The sequence below is a fragment of the Streptomyces sp. NPDC058674 genome (genome assembly GCF_042716505.1).
Classification (GTDB): Bacteria; Actinomycetota; Actinomycetes; order Streptomycetales; family Streptomycetaceae; genus Streptomyces.
In genome coordinates this window covers 17,086-39,946 of the sequence record NZ_JBHXSC010000069.1, presented here as the reverse complement: position 1 = coordinate 39,946, position 22,861 = coordinate 17,086, and the positions used below count along the sequence as shown (strand labels likewise).

Below are 22,861 nucleotides of genomic sequence, written 5' to 3'. Positions count from 1 at the left end.
CCGGCCCCCCCGGGCCCCGCCGCCCGGGGCCGCCCGGGGCCCGCCCGCGGGGGGCGGGGGCGCCGGGGCCCGTGGGCCCGGGGCGCGTCGGGGGCGGGCGGGTCAGTGGTGGCGCCAGGTTCCGGCGCGGGGCAGTTCCCGGGCGGGGGTGTTCTTCCAGCGGGGGGCGGGGGCCGGCCCGGGCGGGGGGTCGGGGTCGGGGTGGCGGCGGGTGAGGAGGGCGGCCAGGACGGCCATGACGGCGGCGGTCTCGGCCGGGTCGGGATGGCCGCCGGTGATCTCCCAGGCCGCGGCCGGGCCGGGGGCGGTGGCGGGCGCGGGGGCGGGCGCGGGCGCGGTGGCGGGGGTGGGGGCGGGCGGGGCCGCGGAGGCGGCGGGCGGGGCGGGGTCGGTGGGGGCGGTGGCCGCCGGGCGGGTGCTCATACGGGCGGGTTGCCGTGCTTGCGTGCGGGCAGGTCGGCGTACTTGGGGCGGAGCATGGCCAGGGCGGAGACCAGCACGGAGCGGGTTTCGGCGGGGTCGACGACGTCGTCGACCAGGCCGCGTTCGGCGGCGTAGTAGGGGTGCATCAGCTCGGCCTGGTATTCCTTGATCTTCTGTGCGCGCATCTGGTCGGGGTCGGCGGCGGCGGCGATCTCGCGGCGGAAGATGACGTTGGCGGCGCCTTCGGCGCCCATGACGGCGATCTCGTTGGTGGGCCAGGCCAGCGCGAGGTCGGCGCCGATCGAGCGGGAGTCCATGACGATGTAGGCGCCCCCGTAGGCCTTGCGCAGGACCAGGGAGATCCGCGGGACGGTGGCGTTGCAGTACGCGTACAGCAGTTTGGCGCCGTGGCGGATGATGCCGCCGTGTTCCTGGTCGACGCCGGGCAGGAAGCCGGGGACGTCGACGAGGGTGACCAGCGGGATGTTGAAGGCGTCGCAGAACTGCACGAAGCGGGCGGCCTTCTCGCTGGCGTGGATGTCCAGGACGCCGGCGAGGCTGGTGGGCTGGTTGGCGACGAAGGCGGTGACGTGGCCGTCCATCCGGGCGAGCGCGCACACCACGTTGGTCGCCCAGGCGGGCTGGACCTCGAAGTAGTCGCCGTCGTCGACGACTTCCTCGATGACGCCGCGGATGTCGTAGGCCTGCTGCGGGTTGGCGGGCACGATCCGGCACAGGGCGTCGGTGCGCCGGCCGGGCGGGTCGCCGGTGTCCTGGAGCGGGGGTGTCTGGCGGTTGTTGGCGGGCAGCAGGGACAGCAGGTGCCGTACGTCCTCCAGGCAGCTCGGCTCGTCGTCGTAGGCGAAGGCGGCCACGCCGGAGACGGCGGCGTGGACGTCGGCGCCGCCCAGGCCGTTTTGGGTGATCTCCTCGCCGGTGACCGCGCGGACCACGTCGGGGCCGGTGATGAACATCTGCGAGGTGCCGCGGACCATGAACACGAAGTCGGTCAGGGCCGGGGAGTAGGCGGCGCCGCCGGCGCAGGGGCCGAGCATGACGGAGATCTGCGGGATGACGCCGGAGGCGCGGGTGTTGCGCTGGAAGATGCCGCCGTAGCCGGCGAGCGCGGAGACGCCCTCCTGGATGCGGGCGCCCGCCCCGTCGTTGAGGGAGACCAGCGGGGCGCCGGCCGATTCGGCCAGGTCCATGACCTTGTGGATCTTCTCGGCGTGGGCCTCGCCCAGGGCGCCGCCGAAGATGCGGAAGTCGTGGGCGTAGACGAAGACGGTGCGGCCCTCGACGGTGCCCCAGCCGGTGACGACGCCGTCGGTGTAGGGCCGCTTGTCCTCCAGGCCCAGGCCGGTGGCGCGGTGGCGGCGCAGGGTTTCGATCTCGTGGAAGGAGCCGGGGTCCAGGAGCAGGTCGATCCGCTCGCGGGCGGTGAGCTTGCCCTTGGCGTGCTGGGTCTCGGTGGCCCGGTCGCTGGGGCCGGCCAGGGCGCGGGCCTTGATGGCGGCCAGTTCGGCCGTGCGGTCCGGGGCGGGCAGGGGTGGCGCGTCGATCGTGGTCATGGGGCTCCTCCAGGTCTGCAGGCCGGATTCCAGCCACCGTCGCGGGCGGTGCTCAAGAGGTCGTGGAGATCGGCTGGAATCCCGCTCGGGGCGGGGTGTGGGCGTCCCCGCGGTCGGCGGGGGCGGCGTCGGAAGGGGGGCCGGGGGGTGCGGGGCGCCGTACGCGCGCGGCGGCACGGCCCGGCGTGACGGCCCGGCCGGCCGGGCCGGGTTCGGTCGGCCCGGCGTGATCGCCCGGCGTGATCGGCCGGGCTTGGCCGGCCGGGGCCGGGGGGTGTTTCAGGGGGTGCGGTGCAGGGTGAGGTGGCCGCGCCTGACCGGGTGCGCGGGGCGGGGCGTGGGGTGGTCGAGGCCGTGGCCGGCGGCGGCCGCGGCGAGTCGGGGCGCGGCGGGGGCGGCGGTATGCCGCTCCTCCCGCAGGACCTCGCGCAGGGCCTGTCCGAGGCGGTCGATGTCGTGGACGGTGTTGCCCGGGTGCAGGGATGCGCGGACGGCGGTGGCGCCGCCCTGGCCGGCCGGGTGGAGCGGGTTCTGCGCGGCGACGGTCTTGCACAGGATGACGTCGCGCCGGGCCAGGGCGCGGCGCAGGCGGGCGGCGGGGATCTCCCGGTGGCGGAAGGCGAGGATGGGGGCCTGTTCCCGTCCGGCGGGCAGGAGTTCGATGCCGGAAATCCCCAGCAGGGTGGCGCGCAGCCGGGGCAGGAGGTCCTCGGCGGGGTGTGCGGGCGCGGCGCTGTGGTGGGCGAGGGCGGCGTTCAGGGCCGCTGCCGCCGCGGGCGCGGGTGCGGGTGCGGGTGCGGTGGGGGCGCCGCCGGCGGTGGGGGCGGCGGGGGCGGTGGGGGCGGTGTAGGCGAAGCCGGTGTCGTGGGGGCCGCGCAGGAACCTCCAGCCGTCGGCGGCCAGCAGGTGGCAGCCGATGCGTGCGGCGTCCAGGGGGAGCAGGCCGGCGGAGTGTGAGGCGTCGAGGGCGTAGCGGGCGCGGTGGGGGGCCAGGATGCGGCCGATCTCCTCGACGGGGTTGACGGTTCCGCAGGCGGAGGAGACGTGGGTGACGCTGACGAGGGCGACGTGGGGGCCGATGCGGGTCCGCATCCAGTCCAGGTCGAGGTCGCCGTCGGGGCGCAGCGGGACGACGTCCAGGGTGCAGCGGGTGCGGTCGCGCAGGGCGGTCAGGGCGCTGAGGTGGGCCACGTCTTCGTGGGGGGTGGTCCAGATGTGCTCGCCGGGGCCGGGTGTCAGGCGGGAGAGGAAGGCCTCGAAGGCGTCGGCGGCGCCGGTGGTCAAGGTGGTGTCCCGGGCGAGGACGCCCAGGAGGCGGCCCAGGCGTTGGTGGACGGTGGGGCCCGGGAGGGTGTCGAGGTGCTGCTGGAGGGCGCGGGGGCCCAGGCGGTCGTCGCGGGCGGTGCAGTCGGCGAGTACGGCGTGTACGGCGCGGGGCATGCGGCCGGTGCCTGCGGTGGCCAGGTGGGCCGTGTGGTGCGCGTGGTGCGTCGGCGCGTTCATTTCAGGGGCCTCCCCCCGCTGTGAGGGGCCGTGTGGTGGCGCCGGCCCCTGAAATTCCAAATGTTGCCAACAGGCTTGGCAATACCTTGCCCAGGGGGTGGAGGATTTGGCAATACCGGCTCCGGCGAGGCTCTAGTCCGGTGTTTTTGGCAAGGGTTGGCAAGTTTCCCGTATTGCCGGGGGTGTGAACTGCGGTGCAGGCCAGCGGGGTTGCATGCGGGGCGGGGGTGGGGGCGGGGGTGGTTCCGGCGGGGGTTTTCGGTGCCGCTCCAGCCGGTCTCCAGTGATTGACGAGCGCATTCCGAGCGGGTGTTGCCAATCTTCTTGGCAGAGGAGTTGCCAAGCCGATTCAGGCAGTTGCCACGGAGGAGTCACCATGAAGAACATCGCCCGCATCCTCGCCACCGCCGTCCTGGCCGGCTCGGCCGTCATCACGGCGGGCGGCGCGGCCGCCGCCGACGACGGCGGCGGCTCCATCGACTGGCCCGCGGCCCCCAAGGGCTCCATCGGCTGGCCGGTCGCGCCCAAGGGCGACATCGGCTGGCCCGTCGCGCCCAAGGGCTCCATCGGTGGGCCCGTGGCCCCGCAGGCCGCTGTGGCCGCGGGCCGCATCGACTGGCCGTAGGGCTCGCTCCTCCCCCTCCCCGCGCAGGGGTGGCGGCCGGTCGCCCGGCGGACGCGACCCCTTGGTTGGAAGGCGGCTCGAAGGCCGCTACAGGAAGGGGATCGAAAGCGTCGACCCCGGCTAGCGTGCCCGCAGCGGGGGCAGTTCTTTGGCCATCGGACGGAAAGAGCCAAGGAACTCGACGAGTACGGAGGAGACCATGAGGATTCAGGTTCTGGGTCCGTTGAGTGCCGAGGTCAACGGGGGGTCCATAGTTCCGACGGCGGGCAAGCCGCGGCAGGTCCTGTCGCTCCTGGCGCTCTATCCCGGGCGCGTGATGCCGGTGCCCACCCTCATGGAGGAGATCTGGGGGACCCAGCCGCCGCAGAGCGCGCTGACCACCCTGCAGACGTACATACTCCAGCTGCGCAGACGGCTGGGCACCGCGATGGGGCCCGACGCGCCCGGCGGTGCCAAGGAGGTCCTCGCCACCCGGCACGGCGGCTACCTGCTGCAGGTGCCCGAGGACAGCGTCGACGTGCACGACTACGAACGCCTGGTCCGCGAGGGCCAGTCGGCCTTCGAGTCGGGCGACAGCCAGGTCTCCGCCGCCCGCTTCCGGGCCGCGCTGGACCTGTGGCGGGGCCCGGCACTGGTGGACGTGCGGGTCGGGCCGATCCTGGACATCGAGGTGATGCGCCTGCAGGAGAGCCGCCTGGTGACCGTGGAGCGGCGCATCGACGCCGACCTGCGGCTGGGCCGGCACTCGGAGCTGATCGCCGAGCTCACCGACCTGACCGCCCGCCACCCCCAGCACGAGGGCCTGCACTCCCAGGTGATGGTCGCCCTCTACCGCTCGGGCCGCCAGGCCACCGCCCTGGACGTCTACCGCAGGCTGCGGGCCCGCCTCATCGAAGACCTGGGCGTGGAGCCCTCACCCCAACTGCAGCGCCTGCACCAGGCGATGCTCGCCGTGGACCCCGCACTGGACGTGCTGGCCGGTCCCCGGCACACCTCGACGTTCGACCTGTTCGCCGCGTAGCAGCGGGCCGGCCCCGCGTCAGGGACGCCGCGCCGGCACCGCCGCCAGGCCCCGGGCGAGGGCCCGCGCGCTGTCCTGGGGGCCGGCCCCGCCCGCCATCACCAGGCTGACCGCCCGGCCCCCGCGCGCCAGGGCGCGCGCGAGGCCGTACGCCGCGCCCGCGCCGGGGCCCCACCCGCACAGCACCAGCCGCCCGCCGGGGCGCAGTACGCCGTCCAGCGCGGCGTGCACCGCCTCCTGCGGCGGGCCGTCCGTCTCCAGCGCGACGATGGTCTGGGGGCCCCGGTGGGCGCGGGTGAACAGTTCGCGGACCCCCGGCGCCGCCCCGGGGACGGCCAGCAGGCAGATCACGTCCGCCGTGGGCTCCCCCGCGCGCAGGGTGCTCAGTGCGGTGCGGCGGTGGGGGGCGGGCGGCGGGGGGGCCATCGAGGGGGTGGGGGCGTGCGCGAGCAGTTCCAGTACCCGGCCGGCGGTGGGGTCGGGATCCGGCAGTTCGGCCAGGGCCCCCAGCAGGGCCAGGCACTGGTCCAGGACGGCCGAGGCGTCCGCGTCGGCCAGGACGGCGCGGTCGTAGACCGCGTCCAGGAGCAGGGCGCCGTCCTGGTGGCGGGCGGCGACGGTCAGGGGCGGGCCGGTCGCGGCGGCGATGGTGCGCGGCTCGTCGGCCTCGATGCCGCGCTCGCGCAGTTCGGCGCGGAGCGCGGGCGGCAGTTCGGGCAGGGCGTCGAAGCGCACGAGGGTGGCGGCGAGCGGCTGGCCCGGGGGGCGGCCGGTCCACCGGCGGATCATCTCGGCGTGGACCCAGGGGTAGGCGGCCAGGTCCAGCAGGGCGTCGCGGGCCTGCTGCAGGAGCGCGGCCACCGGCGCCGCCGGGTCCACCCGCACGGTCATCGGCAGCGGGCCGCCGAGCAGGCCGGGGATGCCGGCGGCCCCGGGCAGCGCGATGTCCCCGGCGCAGACCTGGACCGCGAAGCTGACCGGGAGGGGGCCGCGGGCTCCGGCCGCCCGGTAGAGCAGCAGGGCCCACACGGCGTGCAGGGCGCTGCTCTCGCCGGCGCCGCGGGCCGCGGCCCAGGACCGCAGCCGGGAGCCGTGCGGTTCGCCCAGGTGCCGGTGCAGGCGTCCGGTACCGCTTTGGCGGGTGTCCGGGCCGGGGCGGGCGACGGCGGTCGCGGCGTGGCGCGGGGGTGCGGTGCGCGTCCACAGTTCGCGGGCGCCGTCGGTGTTCTGCCGGGCCAGCCAGCGGGCGTGGTCGCGCAGGTCCGGGCGGCGCTCGCCGCCCGGCAGGACGCCCCCGGCGAGGTAGGCGCGGTAGAACTCGCGCAGCAGGAGGCGCACGCCGCGCTCGTCGAGCAGGGCGCGGTGGCAGGTCAGCAGGACCCGGGCGGGTGTGCCCGGCTCCCCCTCCAGCACGCTCACGCGCAGCAGCGGGGGGCGGCCGGGGTCGAAGCCCCTTCCGCGGTCCTCCTCCAGGAGTTCCTGCCAGGTGGTGTCGGCGCGGGTGCGGTGGACGACGTCGACGCCGGCGCCCCGGCCGGTGCCCGTGGGGGTGTGGGGGTGCAGGACCAGGCGGGGCAGCGCCGTCCAGTCGAAGGCGGCCCGCAGGACCGACTCCCGCGCGCACACCGACTGCCAGGCCGCCCGGAAGCGGGCCCGGTCCAGCGGGCCCGTCCAGTTCCAGTGGACCTGCTCCAGGTGGCGGCCCCGCCCGTCGGGGCGGGTCAGGGCCTCCCGGAGCAGCTCGCGCTGGTGGCCGCCGGGGTCCAGGGTCTCCCCGGCGCCCGGGCAGGGGCCCAGCAGGTCGGCCAGCAGGGCGGCGCTCAGCTCCACCGGACCGGGAACGGCGGGACCGGGCGCGGGCGGGCCGGGGACGGCGGGGCCGGGGACGGCGGGGTCGGGGGTTGCGGGGTCGGGCGCGGTGGGGTCGGGCGCGGTGGGGTCGGGGAGCAGGCGCAGGGTGTGCCGGCCGGGACCGTGGCGTTCCAGGGTGAAGCGGAAGCGGCGGTGGCGTTCGGCGATCCGCGCGGCGAACAGCTCGGTGTCGGCGTCGGTGTGGGGGCCGCACAGTTCGAGGGCGACCGCGGGGCCGGGAGTTGCGGGGCCCATCTCGTGCACCACCGCGAGGACCGCGCCCGCCCCGACGCCTGCACCGTCCCGGCCGTACGCGGCATCCTCGCCGCGCGTCCCGCGCGTCCCGTGCGTGCCGTGCGTGCCGTGCGTGCCGTGCGTGCTGTCCGCGCCGTAGGCGGCATCCTCGCCGCGCGTGCTGTCCGCGCCGTCCGCGGCACCCGGGCCCTTCACCCGGCGCGCCGGGCGCGGCCGGCCGGGGGGCGGGCGCGGTACGGCCGCTCAGCCCCCGGCACGGGCACGGATACGGCTGGGCGGGCGCGGGGCGGGCGGCGCGGCGGCCGGGCTTGCGTTCACGGCGTCCGCCTTCCCTCGCCCCGGCCGGAGGTGACCGGTCGCAGGAAGCGTAGTTCGCCCCGGGTGCGGGGGCCGGTTTCCTCGAGCGGGCCTGCACCGCTTCGCGAACCGGTGTCGACCCGCACGGCATCCGCCCCCGCGGGGGCGGGTGCGGGGCGGTGCAGGTGGGCGGCGGCGACCAGGTAGCGGCCCTGGACGAGGTGGGCGCCCACGCTCCACTCCCCCGCCGCCCCGGCCCCGCCCCGCGGGCCGGGGCCGGCCGGGCCGTCGGCGGGACCCGGGGCGGCCGGCGGCCGGTGGCGGGGGGTGCGGGCGCGGGCCTCCTGCAGGGTCCGGCGTGCCAGTGCGCGGGCCCGTCGTTCGGCCTCGGGCGGTGCGGCCGCCGGTGCCGTGTCCCCGCCCGCCGTACGGGTGTCCTCGACCAGCCCCTGCGCGAGGGCCCCGGGCCGGGCGCCGCCGCGGCCACCGGCCTCGCCGCCGCCGGTACCGGCGCCGGTGTCCGGACCGCCGTCCGGACCGCCGTCGGGGCCGGTGTCGGGGCCGGTGTCGGCGGGTTCGGCGTGGACGCCGATCGGGCCGGTGCGGCTGACGCCGACCACGATGAGCTCGCCGGTGCGGGCCAGGCTCATCTCCAGGCCGCTGCCGGCGCCGCGCAGCAGGGGGCGTCCCGTGCCGTCGTAGCCGATGTCCAGGGTGTGGGCGGGGACGTGCAGGGCGGTGGCGGCGGTGTACTTCACGAGGGCGCGCGAGACGGCGAAGGCCAGCCGTTCGGCCGCGGCCGGTGTCCGGCGGTAGCGCGGCCAGTCCTCCCCGAGCAGGGGGCGCAGCTCCGGGTCCAGGAGCACGGCCGTCAGCCACTGGCCCCAGGTGGTGCACACCAGGGCCCGGCCGGTGTCGTCGAGCAGGTCGCCGACCTCGTCCCAGGGGCCCTCGGGGCCGGGGACGTGCAGGGGCGGTGCGACCGGGCCGGCCGGTGGCCGCCCGGTGGCGCCGTGGGCGGGTCGCTCTTCGAGCGGATCGGAGCGGGTGGGGGTCATCCGCGGCCTCCTTCTCGTGCTCGTCGCACCCGCGTGGTGGACGCGCGGCGCACTCCTCGCAGGGTCATCGCGGGCTCGCCACGGGCGTGTCGCGGGTGCGTCGCCGGCTCGTCGGGGATGGGCCGGCGCCTCCGCGCCGGTTCGCCGCCGGCTCTCGTCGCGGGTTCCGTGGCGGGGGTCATCGCAGGCGGCGCACGGTGTTCTGCGCGTGCCAGCGGGCCAGGCGCAGCGTCTGGTTGCTCGCCCGTCCCAGCCAGGTGCGTACGTGGCGGCGGGCCTCGCCGAGGTCGGCGTCCGGGCCCAGGACGTCCTGGACGGCTTCCTCCCGCAGCATCACCTGCTGTGCGCAGGCGACCTTCACTCCGGGGCCGTCGGGTACCAGGGACCACTCGCCGCTGTGTGCGGCGATCAGCGGGGGGGTGGAGAGTTCCTTGTAGACGATGCGTGCGGCGGAGGGGAAGCACAGGCGTACCGTCCGGCCGGTCAGGGTGCGGCCGTCGGGGGCGGCGCAGGTGTCCACGGTGGCGAGCTGGATGCCGGGGGTGTCCTCGGTGACGTCGGCGCACTCCACGTGGGGGATGCGTTCGGGCCAGTCCCCGATGCGGTAGAGGAAGTCGTAGGCGAGTTCGGCGGGGCCCTCGATGTGGATGCTGTCCTGGAAGGACAGCAGGGTGGCGTCCAGGCGTTCCCAGCGTTCGGCGAGCGTGGTGAGGTGGGTGAGCCGGGCGGCGGGTTCGGCCTGCCACTGCCGGCGGCTGTGTGCGGTCTCGGCGGCGGGCAGCCCTTCCAGGGTGCGGGTCTGGCGCAGGGTCAGCAGGCAGTGGGCGGGGCCCTGTTCGCGGACGGTCCAGGTGCCGGTGGTGGGGGCGCCGGGGCGGGTGGTGTCCTCCTGCTCGAACTCCACGGTCCTGGAGTGCGGGTGCAGGGTGCGGTGCAGGTGGAAGGAGCGGACCTGCCCGCCGGCCGCGTCCCACAGGCGCAGCCGTTCGCGGGTGCCGTCGAAGTCGATGCGTTCGACGTGGACGGGCGAGGGCAGCAGCAGGGGCCAGCGCACGGCGTCGGCGAGGAGCCCGTAGACCACGTCGGCGGGGGCGGCGACCGGCGCCGTCTGCTCGCTGGTGTGCAGGCGGTGCGACGGCATGAGGGACCTCCCCTTGTTCTCGCCGGGTCGTACGGGTGCCTCCCAGGCTGCACCAGGGGACTTGAGGCTTCCTCAACCCCCGGCGGCCGGCACGGAGAAGACGGCCGGTGCGGCGACCGGCGCCGGTGCGGCGGGGGCAGCCGGTGCGGGCTGGGCGGGTGCGGGCGGTGCGGGTGCGGGTGAAGCGGGCGGTGCGGCCTGGGCGGGTGCGGCCGGGACCGGTACGGGTGGGGCGGGTGCGGGTGGGGTGGCTTGGGCGGGTGCGGGGGTGGCTTGGGTCAGGGCGTCGGCCAGGACCCGCCAGATCTCGGCGGCGAGGTCGATGTTGGCGTCCTGCTGGGCCTGTTGGGCCAGGGCGCGCAGGCCCTGCGCGCCCTGGGGGTCGCCGGCCAGGATCATCAGCTGGTGGCGCAGGATCTCCAGGCGGACCTGGCCGCGGTAGGTCATCCTGGACCGGTCGGCGCTCAGGGCGGCGACCAGGGTGCGGGCTTCGTCGTGGCGGCCGGTGGCGAAGGCGAGGTCGGCTTTGACGGCGGTCAGGTCCTGGCGCAGTGCGGGGGTGCCGGCGAAGGCGAGGGCGGCTTCGGCCTGCGCGGCGCGGTGTTCGGCCTGTGCCGGGTCGGCGGGGAGTTTTTGCAGGTGCAGGCGGGCGGCGGCCAGGCGCAGCCGGATCCACAGGACCAGGTCGTCCTGGCTGTCGAAGTGTTCCAGGGCGCCGTCCAGGCAGGCCTGGGCGCCGCGGTGGTCGCCCTGGCGCACGCGGACGGCGGCGGCCGTCCACATGGCTTCGGCCCACAGGGCGTCGGTGCGGCCCTCGACGAGGGCGGTCAGCTCGTCGGCGTGGACGCGGGCGTCGCCGGTGCGGCCGGCCTCGGCCTGGACGGAGACCAGGGCCAGCAGGGCGGCGGCCCGGTCCTCCACGCCCAGGTCCTGGGCCAGTGCGGTGCGGTGGGCGTCGACGGCCGCGTCCAGGGCGGGGGTGATCTCGCCCAGGGAGCGCAGGCAGCGGGCGAGGCGGGTCAGGCCGCGTACGCGCAGTTCGCCGGCGCCGACTTCCTCGCCGAGGGCGACCAGGAGGGTCAGGTGGTCGCGTTCGGCCGCGTGGTCGCCCTGGAGGCGGGCGGCCCGGGCCAGGAGCCACAGGGCCTGCCAGCGCAGTACGGGGCTCTCGCCGGCCTCGGCGGCCAGGGCCTGGCGCAGGGCCTCGATGGCGTCGGGGGATCCGGTGGAGGCGGCAAGGGTCAGGGCGTGGGCCAGGGAACCGGTGGGCTGTTCCTGGAGGTCGGCGGCCTGCAGGCCGAGACGGCCGGCGAGGTAGTCCACGGCCCGGTCGGTGGGCTGGCGCGCCCCGGACTCCAGGCGGGAGAGGTAGCTGGTGGACATGCCCTCGCCGGCCAGTGCGGTCTGCGACAGGCCGCGGGCCGTGCGAAGTTGCCTCAGGCGGTGTCCGAACGCGGGCTGTCGCAGCATGAGCATCCCTGGGGTCGGGGGCAATAATTCTGTCGGGAACCGGCACCGAGCGTAGGCGGCGGGGCAATTCGCGGGCAAACCTTTGCCACCGGTGCGCGGCCGCTCTCGTGCGGACGTCATGCGGTCCTTGAGCGGTTCTCGACCCGGTCGAGGCAGACTCTCCAGAGTCGGCCGCCGCCCCCGCCGTCGGCCTTCACTTCTCTTCTTCGAGCGCCTTGGAGTCGACGATGAAGCCATGGGCGTGCGCATCCCGTGTGTCCCGGACGCTGCCCCCCGCCCCGCCCCTGCCGTCTTCCCAAACCCGGTCCGGAGCCCGGTCCGGAGCCCGGGCCGGGGTCGGGGCCGGGGGGTGGTGGGGCGTGGACGAGGACGACATCGGCTGGCCCAGGCGTTGACCCGCCCGCCGCGCGGGCGCGGCGCGGGCGCGGCGTCCCGCGGTCGGGGCGGTTGTGCGCGGATGGTGCGCGCACATGCGGTCGGGGTCGAGCAATATGATCACATGGCGGTATGACCACGAGGACTTTGTACCTGTTCTGTTCCGCCGCCCCGCCCGTCTTCGACGTGGCGCATGTGATCGAGGACGCCCAGCGGCGCGGCTGGGACGTGTGCCTGGGGCTGACCCCGGCCGCGGCGCACTGGGTGGCCGCGAGCCTGGACGGGCTGGCCGCCCTGACCGGGCATCCGGTGCGCTGGCAGTACAAGTTGCCCGGGGAGGCCGATGTGTGGCCGGCCGCCGATGCCCTGTTGTTCGCGCCGGCCACCTTCAACTCGCTCAACGCCTGGTCCCTGGGGCTGAGCGACCGGTTCGTGATCGGTGTCGCGGCCGAGGCCCTGGGCAGGGGCACGCCCGTCGTCGCCGTGCCATGCCTGAACTCGGCGCTGGCCGCGCACCCGCGTTTCGATCAGTCCCTGGCCGTCCTGCGCGGGGCCGGTGTCGCGCTCCTGTACGGCGAGGGCGGCTTCACTCCCGGTGCGCCCGGCCCGGACGCGCCGGGGCACTTCCCGTGGCAGGCCGCCCTGGACGCGGTGGACCGCGCCGGCACCGCACCGGCATGACCGCGCCCCGGCGGCCGGGCCGGGCCCGGGGGCCGGGGGCCGGGGTCGGGGGGTCCGGGGCCTGGGGCCGGGGGTCGGGGGCCGGGGTTCGTCGGCGTCCGGGACGACGGGTCAGTGGGTGTCGGCGTCCGGGTGTGGGTCCCGCGGCCGGGCAAGGGTACGCGTCCGGTGGGCTGTTCGCCGTTCACGCGCGGCGGTCGCGGCCGTGCGGGGGCCTCACCGGGTGGCGGTGCGGGGGGCCGTGCCCGGGGGGCGCAGCTCGCGGGGTTCGCGCAGTTCGCGGAAGAAGGCCCGTACGTCTTCGGTGAGCAGGTCGGGGACCTCCATGGCGGGGAAGTGGCCGCCGCGGTCGTAGGTGGTCCAGCGCACGATGTTGTCGGCGCGTTCGGCGATGTGGCGCAGGGGGATGAAGTTGTCGTGGGGGAAGTCGGCGAGTGCGGTGGGGGTGCGTGAGGGCAGGGGCGGGCGGCCGGCGTAGTGGGCGTGGGCGCGTTCGTAGTAGAGGCGGGCGGCGGAGCCGGCGGTGGCGGTCAGCCAGTACAGGGTCACGTTGGTGAGCATGTGGTCCCGGTCGACGGGGTGGCGGGGGTCGGCCCACTCGGTGAACTTCTCGGCGATCCAGGCCAGGAGTCCGACCGGGGAGTCGTTGAGGCCGTAGGCGAGGGTCTGGGGGCGGGTGGCCTGGATGTCGGCGTAGCCCTGGCGTTCGCGGGTCCATTCGCGGTGGCGTTCCCAGGAGGCGCGGGTGCGTTCTCGTTCGGCCGGGTCCAGGGCGGCCAGTTCCGCGGGGTCGGGTTCGCGGGCGGCGAAGGCGCCGGGGAGCAGGTTCAGGTGGACGCCGCTGACGTGGTCGGGGCGGATGCGGCCCAGTTCCCGGGAGATCGCGGCGCCCCAGTCGCCGCCCTGGACGCCGTAGGAGGGGTAGTGCAGGCGGTCCATGAGGACGGCGAAGGCCCTGGCGACGCGGGTGAAGTCCCAGCCGCGTTCGGTGGTGGGGCCCGAGGGGCCGAAGCCGGGGATGCTGGGCAGGACGAGGTGGAAGGCGTCGCGGGGGTCGGCGCCGTGTGCGCGGGGGTCGGTCAGGGCGTCGGCGACCTGCTGGAACTCCACGAAGGAGCCGGGCCAGCCGTGGGTCATCAGCAGGGGTGTGGCGTGTGGTTCGGGTGAGCGCAGGTGGGCGAAGTGGATGCGCTGGCCGTCGATGACGGTGGTGAACTGCGGCCAGGCGCGCAGGCGTTCCTCGGCGGCGGGCCAGTCGTAGTGGTGGCGCCAGTAGCGGGCGAGTTCGCGGACCTCGGCCAGGGGCATGCCGTAGGCGTGGCCCGCGCCGGGCAGTTCGTCGGGCCAGCGGGTGCGGTCCAGGCGTTCGGCCAGGTCCTGGAGTTGTCCCGGGCGGGCTTCGAACCGGTAGGGGTGGATCTGCGCGTCGGGCTCGTTCATGGTCGCTCATGGTAGGCGGGGACAGGGCGGGGCGGGGCGGGCGCGGTGGGGGGCGGGTGCGGGGGGCGGGTGCGGGGCGGGGGTCAGGCGGCGTAGAGGTCGAAGGTGGATCCGCGGCGGGGGCCGGCCTGGACGTCGAGGGCGGGGTCGACGGCGAGCATCGCCTGGTGCATGCGCTGGAGCGGGGGTGAGGGTTCCACGCCGAGGTCTTCGATGAGGCGGGCCCGCAGTCTGCGGTAGACGTCCAGGGCGGTGGCCTGGCGGCCCGAGCGGTAGAGGGCGACCATCACCTGGGAGTGCAGGCCCTCGTGCTGGGGGTGGCGGGCGGTCAGGTCGGTGAGCTCGGCGATCAGCTCCGAGTGGCGGCCCAGTCTGAGGTCGGCGTCCAGGCGCCGCTCCGTGGTGCGCAGGCGGCTCTCCTGCAGGCGCATCACCTCGATCTCCAGGATCGGTCCGAGCCGTACGTCGACCAGTGCGGGTCCCTGCCACAGGGCGAGTGCGGCGCGCAGGGCGGTGGCGGCGCCGTGGTCGTCGCCGTCCTCGAAGCGGGTGTGGCCCTGGGTGACGAGGGCTTCGTAGGTGTGGACGTCGACGGATTCGGGGGGTATCTGCAGGAGGTAGCCGCCGTGCCGGGTGGTCAGGACGTCCTTCGCGCCGCCGGGCAGGCCGGGGCCGCCGGGACTGCCGGGGCCCATGGCGGTGCCCAGGCGGCGGCGGAGCTGGAGGATGTAGGTCTGCAGGGTGGTCAGGGCGCTCGGGGGGAGTTCGGTGCCCCAGATCTCCTCCATGAGGGTGGGCACCGGCAGCACCCGCCCGGGGTAGAGCGCCAGGAGGGTGAGGATCTGCCGGGGTTTGCGGGCGGTCGGCACGATCGACCCTCCGTTGACCTCGGCGCTCAGCGGGCCCAGCACCTTTATTTCCACGGTCTCCTCCGCAAGTCGTCGCGTTCCCCTCAGGGCCGGGTCTTCGGCGTTCGACTCGGGCACGGTAGCGAGCGCCCGGGCCGGCCACCGATTCCTCAAGCCCCTCTCGAGCGGCCCTCCACACCCCGCCCCCGTACCGCCGCCCCCGGGGCGGGGCGGCAGTACGGGGCGGGGCGGCGGTACGGGGCGGGGCGGGGTGGTGGTCCGGTGGGGGCCGGGGCGGGGCGGGGTGCACCGCGGCGCCCGGTGGTGGCGTCCACCCGCCCGGCCGGTACGGCGGCCGGGCAGTTCGCCCCGTACGCCGGACTGCGCGTCGGGGCGTACGGCCGCGGTGCGAGGGGCCGCGCGGCCGTCCGGCACGGGCACCGGGCCGGGCCCAGGCGCGGGACCGTGCCCACAGTGCGGGACCGTACGGTGCGGGGCGGGACCGTACGGTGCGGGGCGGGGCCGTGCGGGGCGGTGCGGGTCCGTGCGGGGCGGTGCGGGTCCGTGCCGCGCCGTGCCCCACGGTGCGGGGCCCGGTGCCCCACGGTGCCGTGCCCCACGGTGCCGTGCCCCACGGTGCCGTGCCCCACGGTGCGGGGCCGTGCGGGGCGGGGTCATGCGGGGCGGGACAGGGCAGGGCGGGGCGGACAGTCTCCGAACCGGCGCCAGTACCGGCACCCCGGCCGGCGCTCGGGCAGGCGCCCGGGCGAGGCTGACGCCGGGGCCCGGCGGGTGCGGCGTCGGCAGGCGGGGGCATCGGCGGGTGCGGCGTCGGCAGGCGGGGGCATCGGCGGGTGGGGGCGGGGGCTTCGGCCGGGGTCCCGGTGGTGGCGCCCGTACCGGGAGCATGCCCGGTAGGCGGCGGTTACCGTCCGCTGCGTACCGGGTGTGTTCCCGGCATGCCGTCCCCGAGGAAGTCGCCGGGCTCCCGGCTTCCCGGCCAGGCACCGCCGTCGGCGTCGACGGCCGTGTCGGCCGCGGTGGCGGGCTGCGTGCGGTACTCCCGGCCGCGGCCCGCGGCCACGAGGGTCGGCAGGAGCAGCGCCCACAGCGCGGTCACCTTGCGCTGCAGCTCCCCGTAGGGCATCCCGGTGCCCGACATGACCTCGATCCCGCACGCCGCGGCCACCACCAGTGCCTCCGCGCTCTCCCAGCCGCGGCCGGCCGCCGCGACCTCGCCCGTGTCCCGGGCCATCCGCAGCAGCGTGCAGACCGCCGAGATCCACGCCCCGTGGAAGTCGACCACCGCCGGCCTGGCCCCGGAGGGACCGCGCGGCGCGGGACCGCACTCCTTGGTGATCCTGAAGCTCGCCGCGACCGCCGGGTCCTCGTGCAGCGTCCACGCAAGCCAGTGCGTGGTGTCGATCAGCGCCTGCAGCGGTGTCGCCCCCGACTCGCGCAGCGCCCGTACCGCGTCGTGCAGCAGGGCGCACCCCCGCTGCTGCACGGCTTCGGCGAGTTCGTCCTTGGACGCGAAGTGGAAGTACAGGGCCCCCTTCGTCACCCCGGCCGCGCTCGCGATCTCGCCCAGCGTCGCGTTGGCGTATCCGTTGCGGTGGAACAACTCAGCCCCGGCGTAGACCAGCCGCCTACGGGTCCGCTCCGACCTCTCCTGCACCGAGCCGTCTCCTCTCACCGACCACAACCCCCGCTCCCCCGCACCCGCGCCCGCCCGCACCCGCGCCCCGCGCACCACGCCCGCACCACATCCGACAGGCACCCCGGCACCCCGGCACCCGCCATCGGGCAGCCGCCATCGGGCACCCGCCGTCGGGCAGCGGGCATGGGGCCCGGCGGCCGGGGCCGCGAAGTCCCCTGGGGCGGCGGCCGGTCGGCCGGACGAGCCGTGCCGGTCTCAGGCGCGTACGAGCCGCTCTCCCCCGGACTCCACGGCCGACTCGGCCGGGTTCTCCGGGCCCGCCATCAGGATCGAGCGCTGCAGGCGCCGCAGCGCCACCGACGGCTCCAGTCCCAGCTCGCGCACGAGCGTCCCGCGCAGCCGCTGGTACACATCCAGCGCCTCACCGCGCCGGCCCGAGCGGTGCAGGGCGAGCATGAACTGCCCGTGGAGGTTCTCGTGCGTGCGGTAGCGGGCCGCCAGCACCGTCAGCTCGGCCAGGAGCTCGCGGTGGCGGCCCAGCCGCAGATCGGCCTCGATGCGCTGGTCCAGTGCGCACAGCCGGGTCTCCTCCAGCCGCCGGGTCTCCATGTCGAGCTGGACGCCGCCCTGCACGTCGGCGAAGGCCGGCCCGGACCACAGGGCCAGTGCCTCGCGCAGCAGCCGGGCCGCGCCGGCGAAGTCCCCGGCGTCCATCGCCCGGTAGCCGGTCCCGGCGAGCCGGTCGAACTCCCTTACGTCCAGCGTCCCGCCGCCGCTGCTGAGGAGGTAGCCGCCGGGCAGCGTCACCAGGACGTCCTTGGCGGTCCGGGCCGCCGCAGGGGGCCCGCCGTCCCCGGCGGCGGCGCCCTCACTCCCGCCGCGTTCCAGCGCGGTCGCGATGAGCGCACGTAACTGCAGGACGTACGTCTGGAGCGTGGTGCGCGCACTGCGCGGCGGCTCCCCCGCCCACAGTTCCTCTATCAGCGCCGATACGGGCACCACCTGATCGGCATGGAGGGCCAGGAGGGCCAGGACCTGCCGGGGCTTGGGGGCGGTCGGCGTGATCGAGAGTCCGTTCTCCCGCACGGCCAACGCGCCCAGTACATCGATGTCCACGCCGTACTCCCCTGTCCTTGGATGAGTCGCACCGCCAGTAGAAAACAGGACCGACGGTTTGTCAATATCAAACCGGTCGTGCTGTTTTGGGGACCAGTCGGACCCCAGCGTCACTCAAGTTTCCCTCGCGACCTGCGAGTTCACCGGCGGGTCGGCATCCCCGAAGCGGCCCGGCACCCCTTGACGACCCCTCAACGGGAACGCGGACCCCCCGCCCCGCCCCATCCTGAAGAGACCATACGGTCTGTTCCGGTGGGGGCGCTGCGGAACCCCGCGGGACCCGCGCCGCCGCGAACCCCCGCGCCCCGGGCATCCCGCGCACCGCCCGGAAGACCGGCAGGCCCCCAGGCGCCGCCGACGCCCCGGGAAGAGCGGCGATCCCGGGATCGGGAGTCTGCGCGCGGCCCGGAGCACGCGCCAACCGGAGGCAACGGGCCCCGGCGGAAGGGGGCTTGCGGCGCACCCCCGGCCCGCACCGCAAGCCCGGCCACCCCCGGCCCGGCCGCAGCCGGGGCCGAGGCCGGGGCCGGGGCCGGGGAGAAGACACCGCGCCGGCCGCCACACGCCAGGGCGCCCCCTCTGCGGCGGCGTCGGCCCGCGAAGAAGAGCACCGCCCCGGCGCGCCCCGCCCCACGCCCGCACCACGGCACCGGCCGGTCCCGCGACACCGGGCGGGGGGGCCGGCTCCGCGCAGCGGGGCGCGGAGCACGGGATACGGAGGTCCCGGCGCAGGGGGCGGTGGCGGGCACGGGATACGGGGGGCCCGGCGCAGGGGCGGTGGCGGGCACGGGATACGGGGGGCCCGGCGCAGGGGCGGTGGCGGGCACGGGATACGGGGGTCCCGGCGCAGGGGGGCGGTGGCGGGCACGGTGCACCGCGCACCCGACGCCGGGTGGCCCCGGGAGCCTGGCCCCGGGGGATCGGACGCGAGACTGCCGCGCGCCGGGCGCCCGGTGCGGGGGGCCGGAAGCCGGGGCCTCGTGCGCCGGATGCGGGGATGCGGTGCACCGGGCACCGGACGGCGGATGCAGGGGCGGCAGGCGCAGGTGCGGTACGGGCGACGGATGCCGGCGCCGGGTACCCGGTGCACGGGCGCCGCGCGCAGGGCGGCGCCTTGCACCGGGGGTGCCGGGCACCGGGCGCACGAGCGGTACGGACACCGAATGCGGAGAGGCACCGGCCGGGGTGCCGAACACGGGGGTGCAGGCGCGGCGCTGGGCACCGGGTGCCGGGTACTGGGCGGCTGGGTACTGGGCGCCGGGGCGGCGCCGATCGGCTCCGCCCCTGCGGCCGGCACCGGGCACGAGGGCGCCGGACGCGGGGGTGCGGGACGCGGGCCCGACCGTCGGGCGGCGGGAGCGGTGGGTGCACGGGTGGTGCGGGCGCCGGCTGGCCGGGCACCGCGCGTCTGGCGCGGGGGAGGCGGACCGGGCCCCGGGACGCGAGGACACCGTGAGCGGGGCCCGAATGCGCGAGCGCCAGGCCCGGTCCCGGCCGGTACCCCGGTGCTGCCGCCGCGAAGGGCCTCAGCGCGCCCTCGCCCAGTGCGCCCGGCCACCGCCGGCGGCAACCGGCGGGCCGGCCCTCCCGTCCGCCCTCCCGTCAGGGCGTTGCCGCACGCTGCCCCGCGGCCCGCCACTTCTGGTGCGCGGTGTGGACGCGGTGCCACAGCTGCGCCCGCGCGGGGGCGGCGACGTCGGTCAGGTCCAGGTGGAACACCCCGGCCAGTACGCCGTACCAGTGGTCGGCGCAGTCGATGGTCCGCTCGTCCGTGCCCGCGATACCGATCCGGCGCAGCACGCAGCCGCGCAGCACGTCCACGCCCTCGGCGTCGCGGCGCTGGGCGGTGAGGACCCGGACGAAGCCGGACTCGGGGGACGTGGACAGCCGGGCGTGTTCCGCCGCGAAGGAGGACAGCTCGACGGGGTCCGGCGCGAAGTCCATCGCCCTGAACGAGCCGCGGGGGTCATGGGTGAACCGCCAGCCGCCGGGCTCCGCCGCCGACGGGGCCATCGCGTAGGTGAACGGCCCCTGGGTGTAGCTGCCTTCGCGCAGCGGCAGCGGCTCGTGCACCGCGTCGCCGAGCCCGGCGTCGACCAGCCACCGCTCGCCGTCGAGCCGCACGGTCAGCGCCAGGTGGTCGCCGGTGGCGCCCGCGGGATCCTCGGGGGCGCCCTGAACCCCGGCCCGGTGCAGGGTGACGTCGTAGCCCAGGGCCGTCAGGAGCGCGCCGAAGGCACCGTTGAGGTGGAAGCAGTAGCCGCCGCGCCCGCGCAGTATCCGGGCAACGGACTCCGCGGCACCGATGCCCGTCGCACGCCCCAGATGGATGTCGAGGTTCTCGTAGGCGACCCGCTCCACCTGCGCCCGGTGCAGCGCCCACAGCGCCTCGACGGTCGGGGCGGCCGGCCGGGCCACCCCCAGCACGGCCATATACCCGTCGACGTCGATCATGCTCCCCCTCACCGTCCGAACGAATGACCAGCCTAGTCACCGGTACCGCCCGTCCCACGCCCGCCCCACGCCCGGCAACGTCAACGTCAACGGTGCGCAGGCGGGTTGGGGCGCGCGGCGGGCGGCACGGGACGGGAGGGTGGCACGGGACGGGACGGGACGGGACGGGACGGGACGGGCGGGCGGGACGGGGCGGCGCTGGGCGGGCGGGCGGGACGGGCGGCCCGTGCGGTGCGGGGCGGCTCGTGCGGCGCGGGACGGCCGGGGCGGCACGGATCGGACGGTCCGGGCGGCCCGTGCGGCGCCGGGAGGCCGGGGCGGGGGGGTCTAGCGGGCGGGCGCGTCCGGGAAGGCGTCCGGGGGGCCGGGTCCAGCGGCGGAGCCCTGCGGCATCAGCGCGCCCAGCACTCCGGCCGCCGCGAGGCGCGGCAGTATCAGCATCCACAGCCGGGTCAGGGTGTGCGGCGCGATCCAGTCCCGCTCCCGGGCGCCGAGTACCTCCAGGCCCACCGTCGAGGCCACCACCACACGCGCCGCGTCCTGCGGCAGGACCCCCTCGACCAGGACCCCCTCCCGCGCCGCGGCCCCCATCACCTCCTCGACCCACAGGCTCCACTGCCGGTGCAGATCGACCCCGCTCCTGCGCGAGGCATCCGCACACAGCCCGTACCCGGCCCGCACCACCACGTCCCCCGCCAGCAACGCCATCAACGCATGCGAGGAATCCACCAGAACCTGCAGGGCATTGACCTCCACCAAACCCCCCACCCCTGCCGACCCGTCCGCCCCGTCCGGCACACCCAACCCGCCCGGCACGCCCGTCGCGCCCGCCGCACCCGCCCCGTCAACCGCGCCCCTCGCACCCGCCCCGTCAGCCGCACCCGTCTCACGTGGCGCGTCCACCGGAACCACCGGGGCCGGGACATCCGAGGCGGCCACGGCATCCGAGGCGGACGCGGCATCCGCCCCCTCCGCCCTATGCGCCCCCTGCGCCCCCTGCGCCGCGTACGCCGAACCGGGCCTTCCCGCGGTGATCCGGCGCAGCGCCTGCACCGCCCGGTCCTCGACGGCGTCGGCGAGCGCGGTCTTGCTCTCGAAGTGGAAGTGCAGACCACCGGCGCTCACACCGGCCCGGCGGCTGATCGCCGCGATCGACGCCGTGGTGAATCCCTGCTCGGCGAACACCTCCGCGGCCGCACGGACCAGAGATTCACGCGTGCGCGCCGCACGCTCCTGCTTGACCATGGAGTCTCCACAAACCGCCAACGCGGTTTGCCTCAGAGGGCAAAAGATCTTCGCGTCACAGTCGGTGGCAGGACCTGAGTCCCGCTCGTGTCCCGCTGGAGCCGCAGGACACAGCCCTCCCCCGGGCAGCCTCCCCGCCCCCACGGGAACCCTCCCACCCGCACCCACACCCCGTGCCGCGCCCGGCCCCGCACCACGGGGCCCGCCCCGCAACACCCCTCCCGCGAACGGAACTCCACCGGCCCGCCTCCGACAGAAAACAGGGACGCCGGGCGCCTGGCCACAACCCCGCCGACCGGCCGGGTACGCCGGCCGGCCGGGTACGGGCAGGCAGGCCGGCAGGCCGGGAAGGGGCAGGCACGCGGTCGGGCCGCGACGGACAGGCGCGCGGACCGGGAACAGGCGCGCGGACCGGGAACGGGCGGGCAGGCGGACCGGGAACGGGCAGGCGCGCGGACCGGGAACGGGCAGGCGCGCGGACCGGGAACGGGCAGGCGCGCGGACCGGGAACGGGCAGGCGCGCGGACCGGGAACGGGCAGGCGGGCGGGCGGGGCCGTTCAGGAGTACGCCGGGTCCGGCTCCTGCACATGGCCGGGCCCGTGCTCCATCTCCGCGGTCACCCGCCGCCCCCGGTCGGGGGCCATGTCCAACCGGGCGAGCATCGCCGGCGTGCCGATGGAGGGGCAGATGTGCTGGTAGACGGCAGCCACCCGCTCCTCGATGTCACTGCGGTCGCTGAGGGTCTGCGAGTAGATCTGCGCCCCCGTCCAGCACGCCGACAAGATCCAGGCCGTCTCCGCGGGATCCACGTGCGGCAGCAGCTCCCCCTGCTCCTTCGCCTGGCACAACAGCGTCCGGGTGAACTCGATCCACCCCGGCACCGAACCCCCGCCGAAGATGTCGCGCATCCCCGGCCCCAGCGAGAGCCGGGCGCCCGCGCTGAGCATCGGCTCGCGCTTCATCCGGTACGCCAGCACCATCGCGACGTCCACGAGCTCCTGCAGCTTGCTCTCCCGGTGCGGGACCCCGCCCTCGGCGAACTGCTCGTCGAGGACCCCCTGCGCCAACTCCTGCTTGGAGGCGAAGTGAAAGTACAAGGCACCCTTGGTGACACCCGCCCGCGCGAGGATGTCGGCGATGGTGGCCGCGTCGTAGCCGCGCTCGTCGAAGACCGCCGCCGCAGCCTCCAAGATCGCGCGACGCGTACGTACCGCACGCTCCTGCCGTGCCACGGTGCCTCCGTTGTCCAAGGGCTTCTGCGACCGGACCCCTCCGCGGAATCCCCCACCCTCACTAAAACCAACCAGAAGGTCCGTATTTTATCAAGCGGCCCCCGGCCGCACCCCGGCCCGCCACCCGGCCGGCGAACCCCCGACCCGCCCACCCCACACGCCCCGCACCCCCACACCCCTACCCCGACACCCCCCACCCCACCCCTACCAAGAACCCCACAGACCCCAACAGCCCCTCCCCCACCACCGACCAACCCCGACCAACCCCGACCCACACACCCCGCACACCCCACAGCCCCACCCCCGGCCCGCCTCAACCGGCCACCCCACAGGCGGCTCGGAGCGCCAGGGGCACAGGCAGGGTCGGGGCGGCACCCGCCCGCCCCCGGACGCCCGGACGCCCCAACCCGCCCGCACCACAAGCCCGGTACACCCACCACCCCGACCACCCCGCACACGCCTGCGCCCCCCGGCAGGCACTGACCCGGCGACAGCCGGACGGGAGCCGGACGGGAGCCGGACGGAAAACGGGCGGGCACCCCCGCGCGAGGGACGGCGCCGCGGGCACCGGTACCGCGGCGCGGCCCAGGACTC

The 22,861-nt window shown here is 76.5% G+C and carries 17 protein-coding genes; 3 read left to right on the top strand and 14 right to left on the bottom strand.

Annotated elements, in window-relative coordinates:
* Positions 1-102: 102 nt before the first annotated feature.
* The 3 genes from ACFWU6_RS27885 to ACFWU6_RS27875 all read right to left on the bottom strand — a co-directional run bounded on the left by ACFWU6_RS27885 (position 103) and on the right by ACFWU6_RS27875 (position 3,497).
* The gene (locus tag ACFWU6_RS27885) at positions 103-423 is read right to left on the bottom strand and encodes a hypothetical protein (RefSeq protein ID WP_383983680.1); all 321 of its coding nucleotides are present in this window, start codon (positions 421-423) and stop codon (positions 103-105) included.
* Positions 420-1,994, bottom strand: a complete 1,575-nt coding sequence (locus tag ACFWU6_RS27880; RefSeq protein ID WP_383983678.1) for an acyl-CoA carboxylase subunit beta — start codon at positions 1,992-1,994, stop codon at positions 420-422. The genes ACFWU6_RS27885 and ACFWU6_RS27880 overlap by 4 nt, the downstream gene beginning before the upstream one ends.
* 279 nt (positions 1,995-2,273) lie before the next feature.
* Positions 2,274-3,497 carry an aminotransferase class V-fold PLP-dependent enzyme gene (locus ACFWU6_RS27875; protein WP_383983676.1) on the bottom strand — a complete coding sequence of 408 codons (1,224 nt, stop codon included), beginning with the start codon at positions 3,495-3,497 and terminating at the stop codon, positions 2,274-2,276.
* A 376-nt stretch (positions 3,498-3,873) separates the two neighbouring features.
* Between ACFWU6_RS27875 and ACFWU6_RS27870 the strand changes: the two genes are divergently transcribed.
* Positions 3,874-4,122 carry a hypothetical protein gene (locus ACFWU6_RS27870; protein WP_383804418.1) on the top strand — a complete coding sequence of 83 codons (249 nt, stop codon included), beginning with the start codon at positions 3,874-3,876 and terminating at the stop codon, positions 4,120-4,122.
* 199 nt (positions 4,123-4,321) lie between these two features.
* Positions 4,322-5,143, top strand: a complete 822-nt coding sequence (locus ACFWU6_RS27865; RefSeq protein ID WP_383804419.1) for a BTAD domain-containing putative transcriptional regulator — start codon at positions 4,322-4,324, stop codon at positions 5,141-5,143.
* Between the two features lie 18 nt (positions 5,144-5,161).
* Here ACFWU6_RS27865 and ACFWU6_RS27860 read toward each other — a convergent pair whose 3' ends face one another.
* From ACFWU6_RS27860 to ACFWU6_RS27845, 4 genes are all read right to left on the bottom strand, one after another.
* Positions 5,162-7,444: a condensation domain-containing protein gene (locus tag ACFWU6_RS27860; RefSeq protein ID WP_383983674.1), complete on the bottom strand. Its 2,283-nt coding sequence runs from the start codon at positions 7,442-7,444 to the stop codon at positions 5,162-5,164.
* Positions 7,445-7,563: 119 nt separating this feature from the next.
* Entirely contained in the window at positions 7,564-8,604 is a 1,041-nt protein-coding gene (locus tag ACFWU6_RS27855) for a 4'-phosphopantetheinyl transferase family protein (RefSeq protein WP_383983672.1), read from the bottom strand.
* Between the two features lie 178 nt (positions 8,605-8,782).
* Complete coding sequence (locus tag ACFWU6_RS27850) at positions 8,783-9,745, bottom strand: SRPBCC family protein (protein WP_383804425.1); 963 nt, start codon at positions 9,743-9,745, stop codon at positions 8,783-8,785.
* Positions 9,746-9,817: 72 nt separating this feature from the next.
* Positions 9,818-11,215, bottom strand: a complete 1,398-nt coding sequence (locus ACFWU6_RS27845) for a helix-turn-helix domain-containing protein (RefSeq protein WP_383983670.1) — start codon at positions 11,213-11,215, stop codon at positions 9,818-9,820.
* Positions 11,216-11,722: 507 nt separating this feature from the next.
* Between ACFWU6_RS27845 and ACFWU6_RS27840 the strand changes: the two genes are divergently transcribed.
* Positions 11,723-12,271: a flavoprotein gene (locus ACFWU6_RS27840; RefSeq protein ID WP_383804429.1), complete on the top strand. Its 549-nt coding sequence runs from the start codon at positions 11,723-11,725 to the stop codon at positions 12,269-12,271.
* A gap of 216 nt (positions 12,272-12,487) precedes the next feature.
* On the opposite strand, the gene ACFWU6_RS27835 is transcribed toward ACFWU6_RS27840, so the two are convergent.
* From ACFWU6_RS27835 to ACFWU6_RS27805, 7 genes are all read right to left on the bottom strand, one after another.
* Positions 12,488-13,711, bottom strand: coding sequence for an epoxide hydrolase family protein (locus ACFWU6_RS27835; RefSeq protein WP_383804431.1), 1,224 nt, complete (start codon positions 13,709-13,711; stop codon positions 12,488-12,490).
* Between the two features lie 83 nt (positions 13,712-13,794).
* Positions 13,795-14,634, bottom strand: coding sequence for a BTAD domain-containing putative transcriptional regulator (locus ACFWU6_RS27830; protein WP_383804433.1), 840 nt, complete (start codon positions 14,632-14,634; stop codon positions 13,795-13,797).
* A gap of 850 nt (positions 14,635-15,484) precedes the next feature.
* Positions 15,485-16,237, bottom strand: coding sequence for a ScbR family autoregulator-binding transcription factor (locus ACFWU6_RS27825; protein WP_383983669.1), 753 nt, complete (start codon positions 16,235-16,237; stop codon positions 15,485-15,487).
* Between the two features lie 237 nt (positions 16,238-16,474).
* The gene (locus ACFWU6_RS27820; protein ID WP_383983667.1) at positions 16,475-17,335 is read right to left on the bottom strand and encodes a BTAD domain-containing putative transcriptional regulator; all 861 of its coding nucleotides are present in this window, start codon (positions 17,333-17,335) and stop codon (positions 16,475-16,477) included.
* Between the two features lie 1,602 nt (positions 17,336-18,937).
* Entirely contained in the window at positions 18,938-19,789 is an 852-nt protein-coding gene (locus ACFWU6_RS27815; protein ID WP_383804439.1) for an arylamine N-acetyltransferase, read from the bottom strand.
* 327 nt (positions 19,790-20,116) lie between these two features.
* The gene (locus ACFWU6_RS27810) at positions 20,117-21,034 is read right to left on the bottom strand and encodes a TetR family transcriptional regulator (protein WP_383983665.1); all 918 of its coding nucleotides are present in this window, start codon (positions 21,032-21,034) and stop codon (positions 20,117-20,119) included.
* A gap of 558 nt (positions 21,035-21,592) precedes the next feature.
* On the bottom strand, positions 21,593-22,267 hold the full coding sequence (locus tag ACFWU6_RS27805) for a ScbR family autoregulator-binding transcription factor (RefSeq protein WP_383804443.1): 675 nt from the start codon (positions 22,265-22,267) through the stop codon (positions 21,593-21,595).
* Between the last annotated feature and the right edge of the window lie 594 nt (positions 22,268-22,861).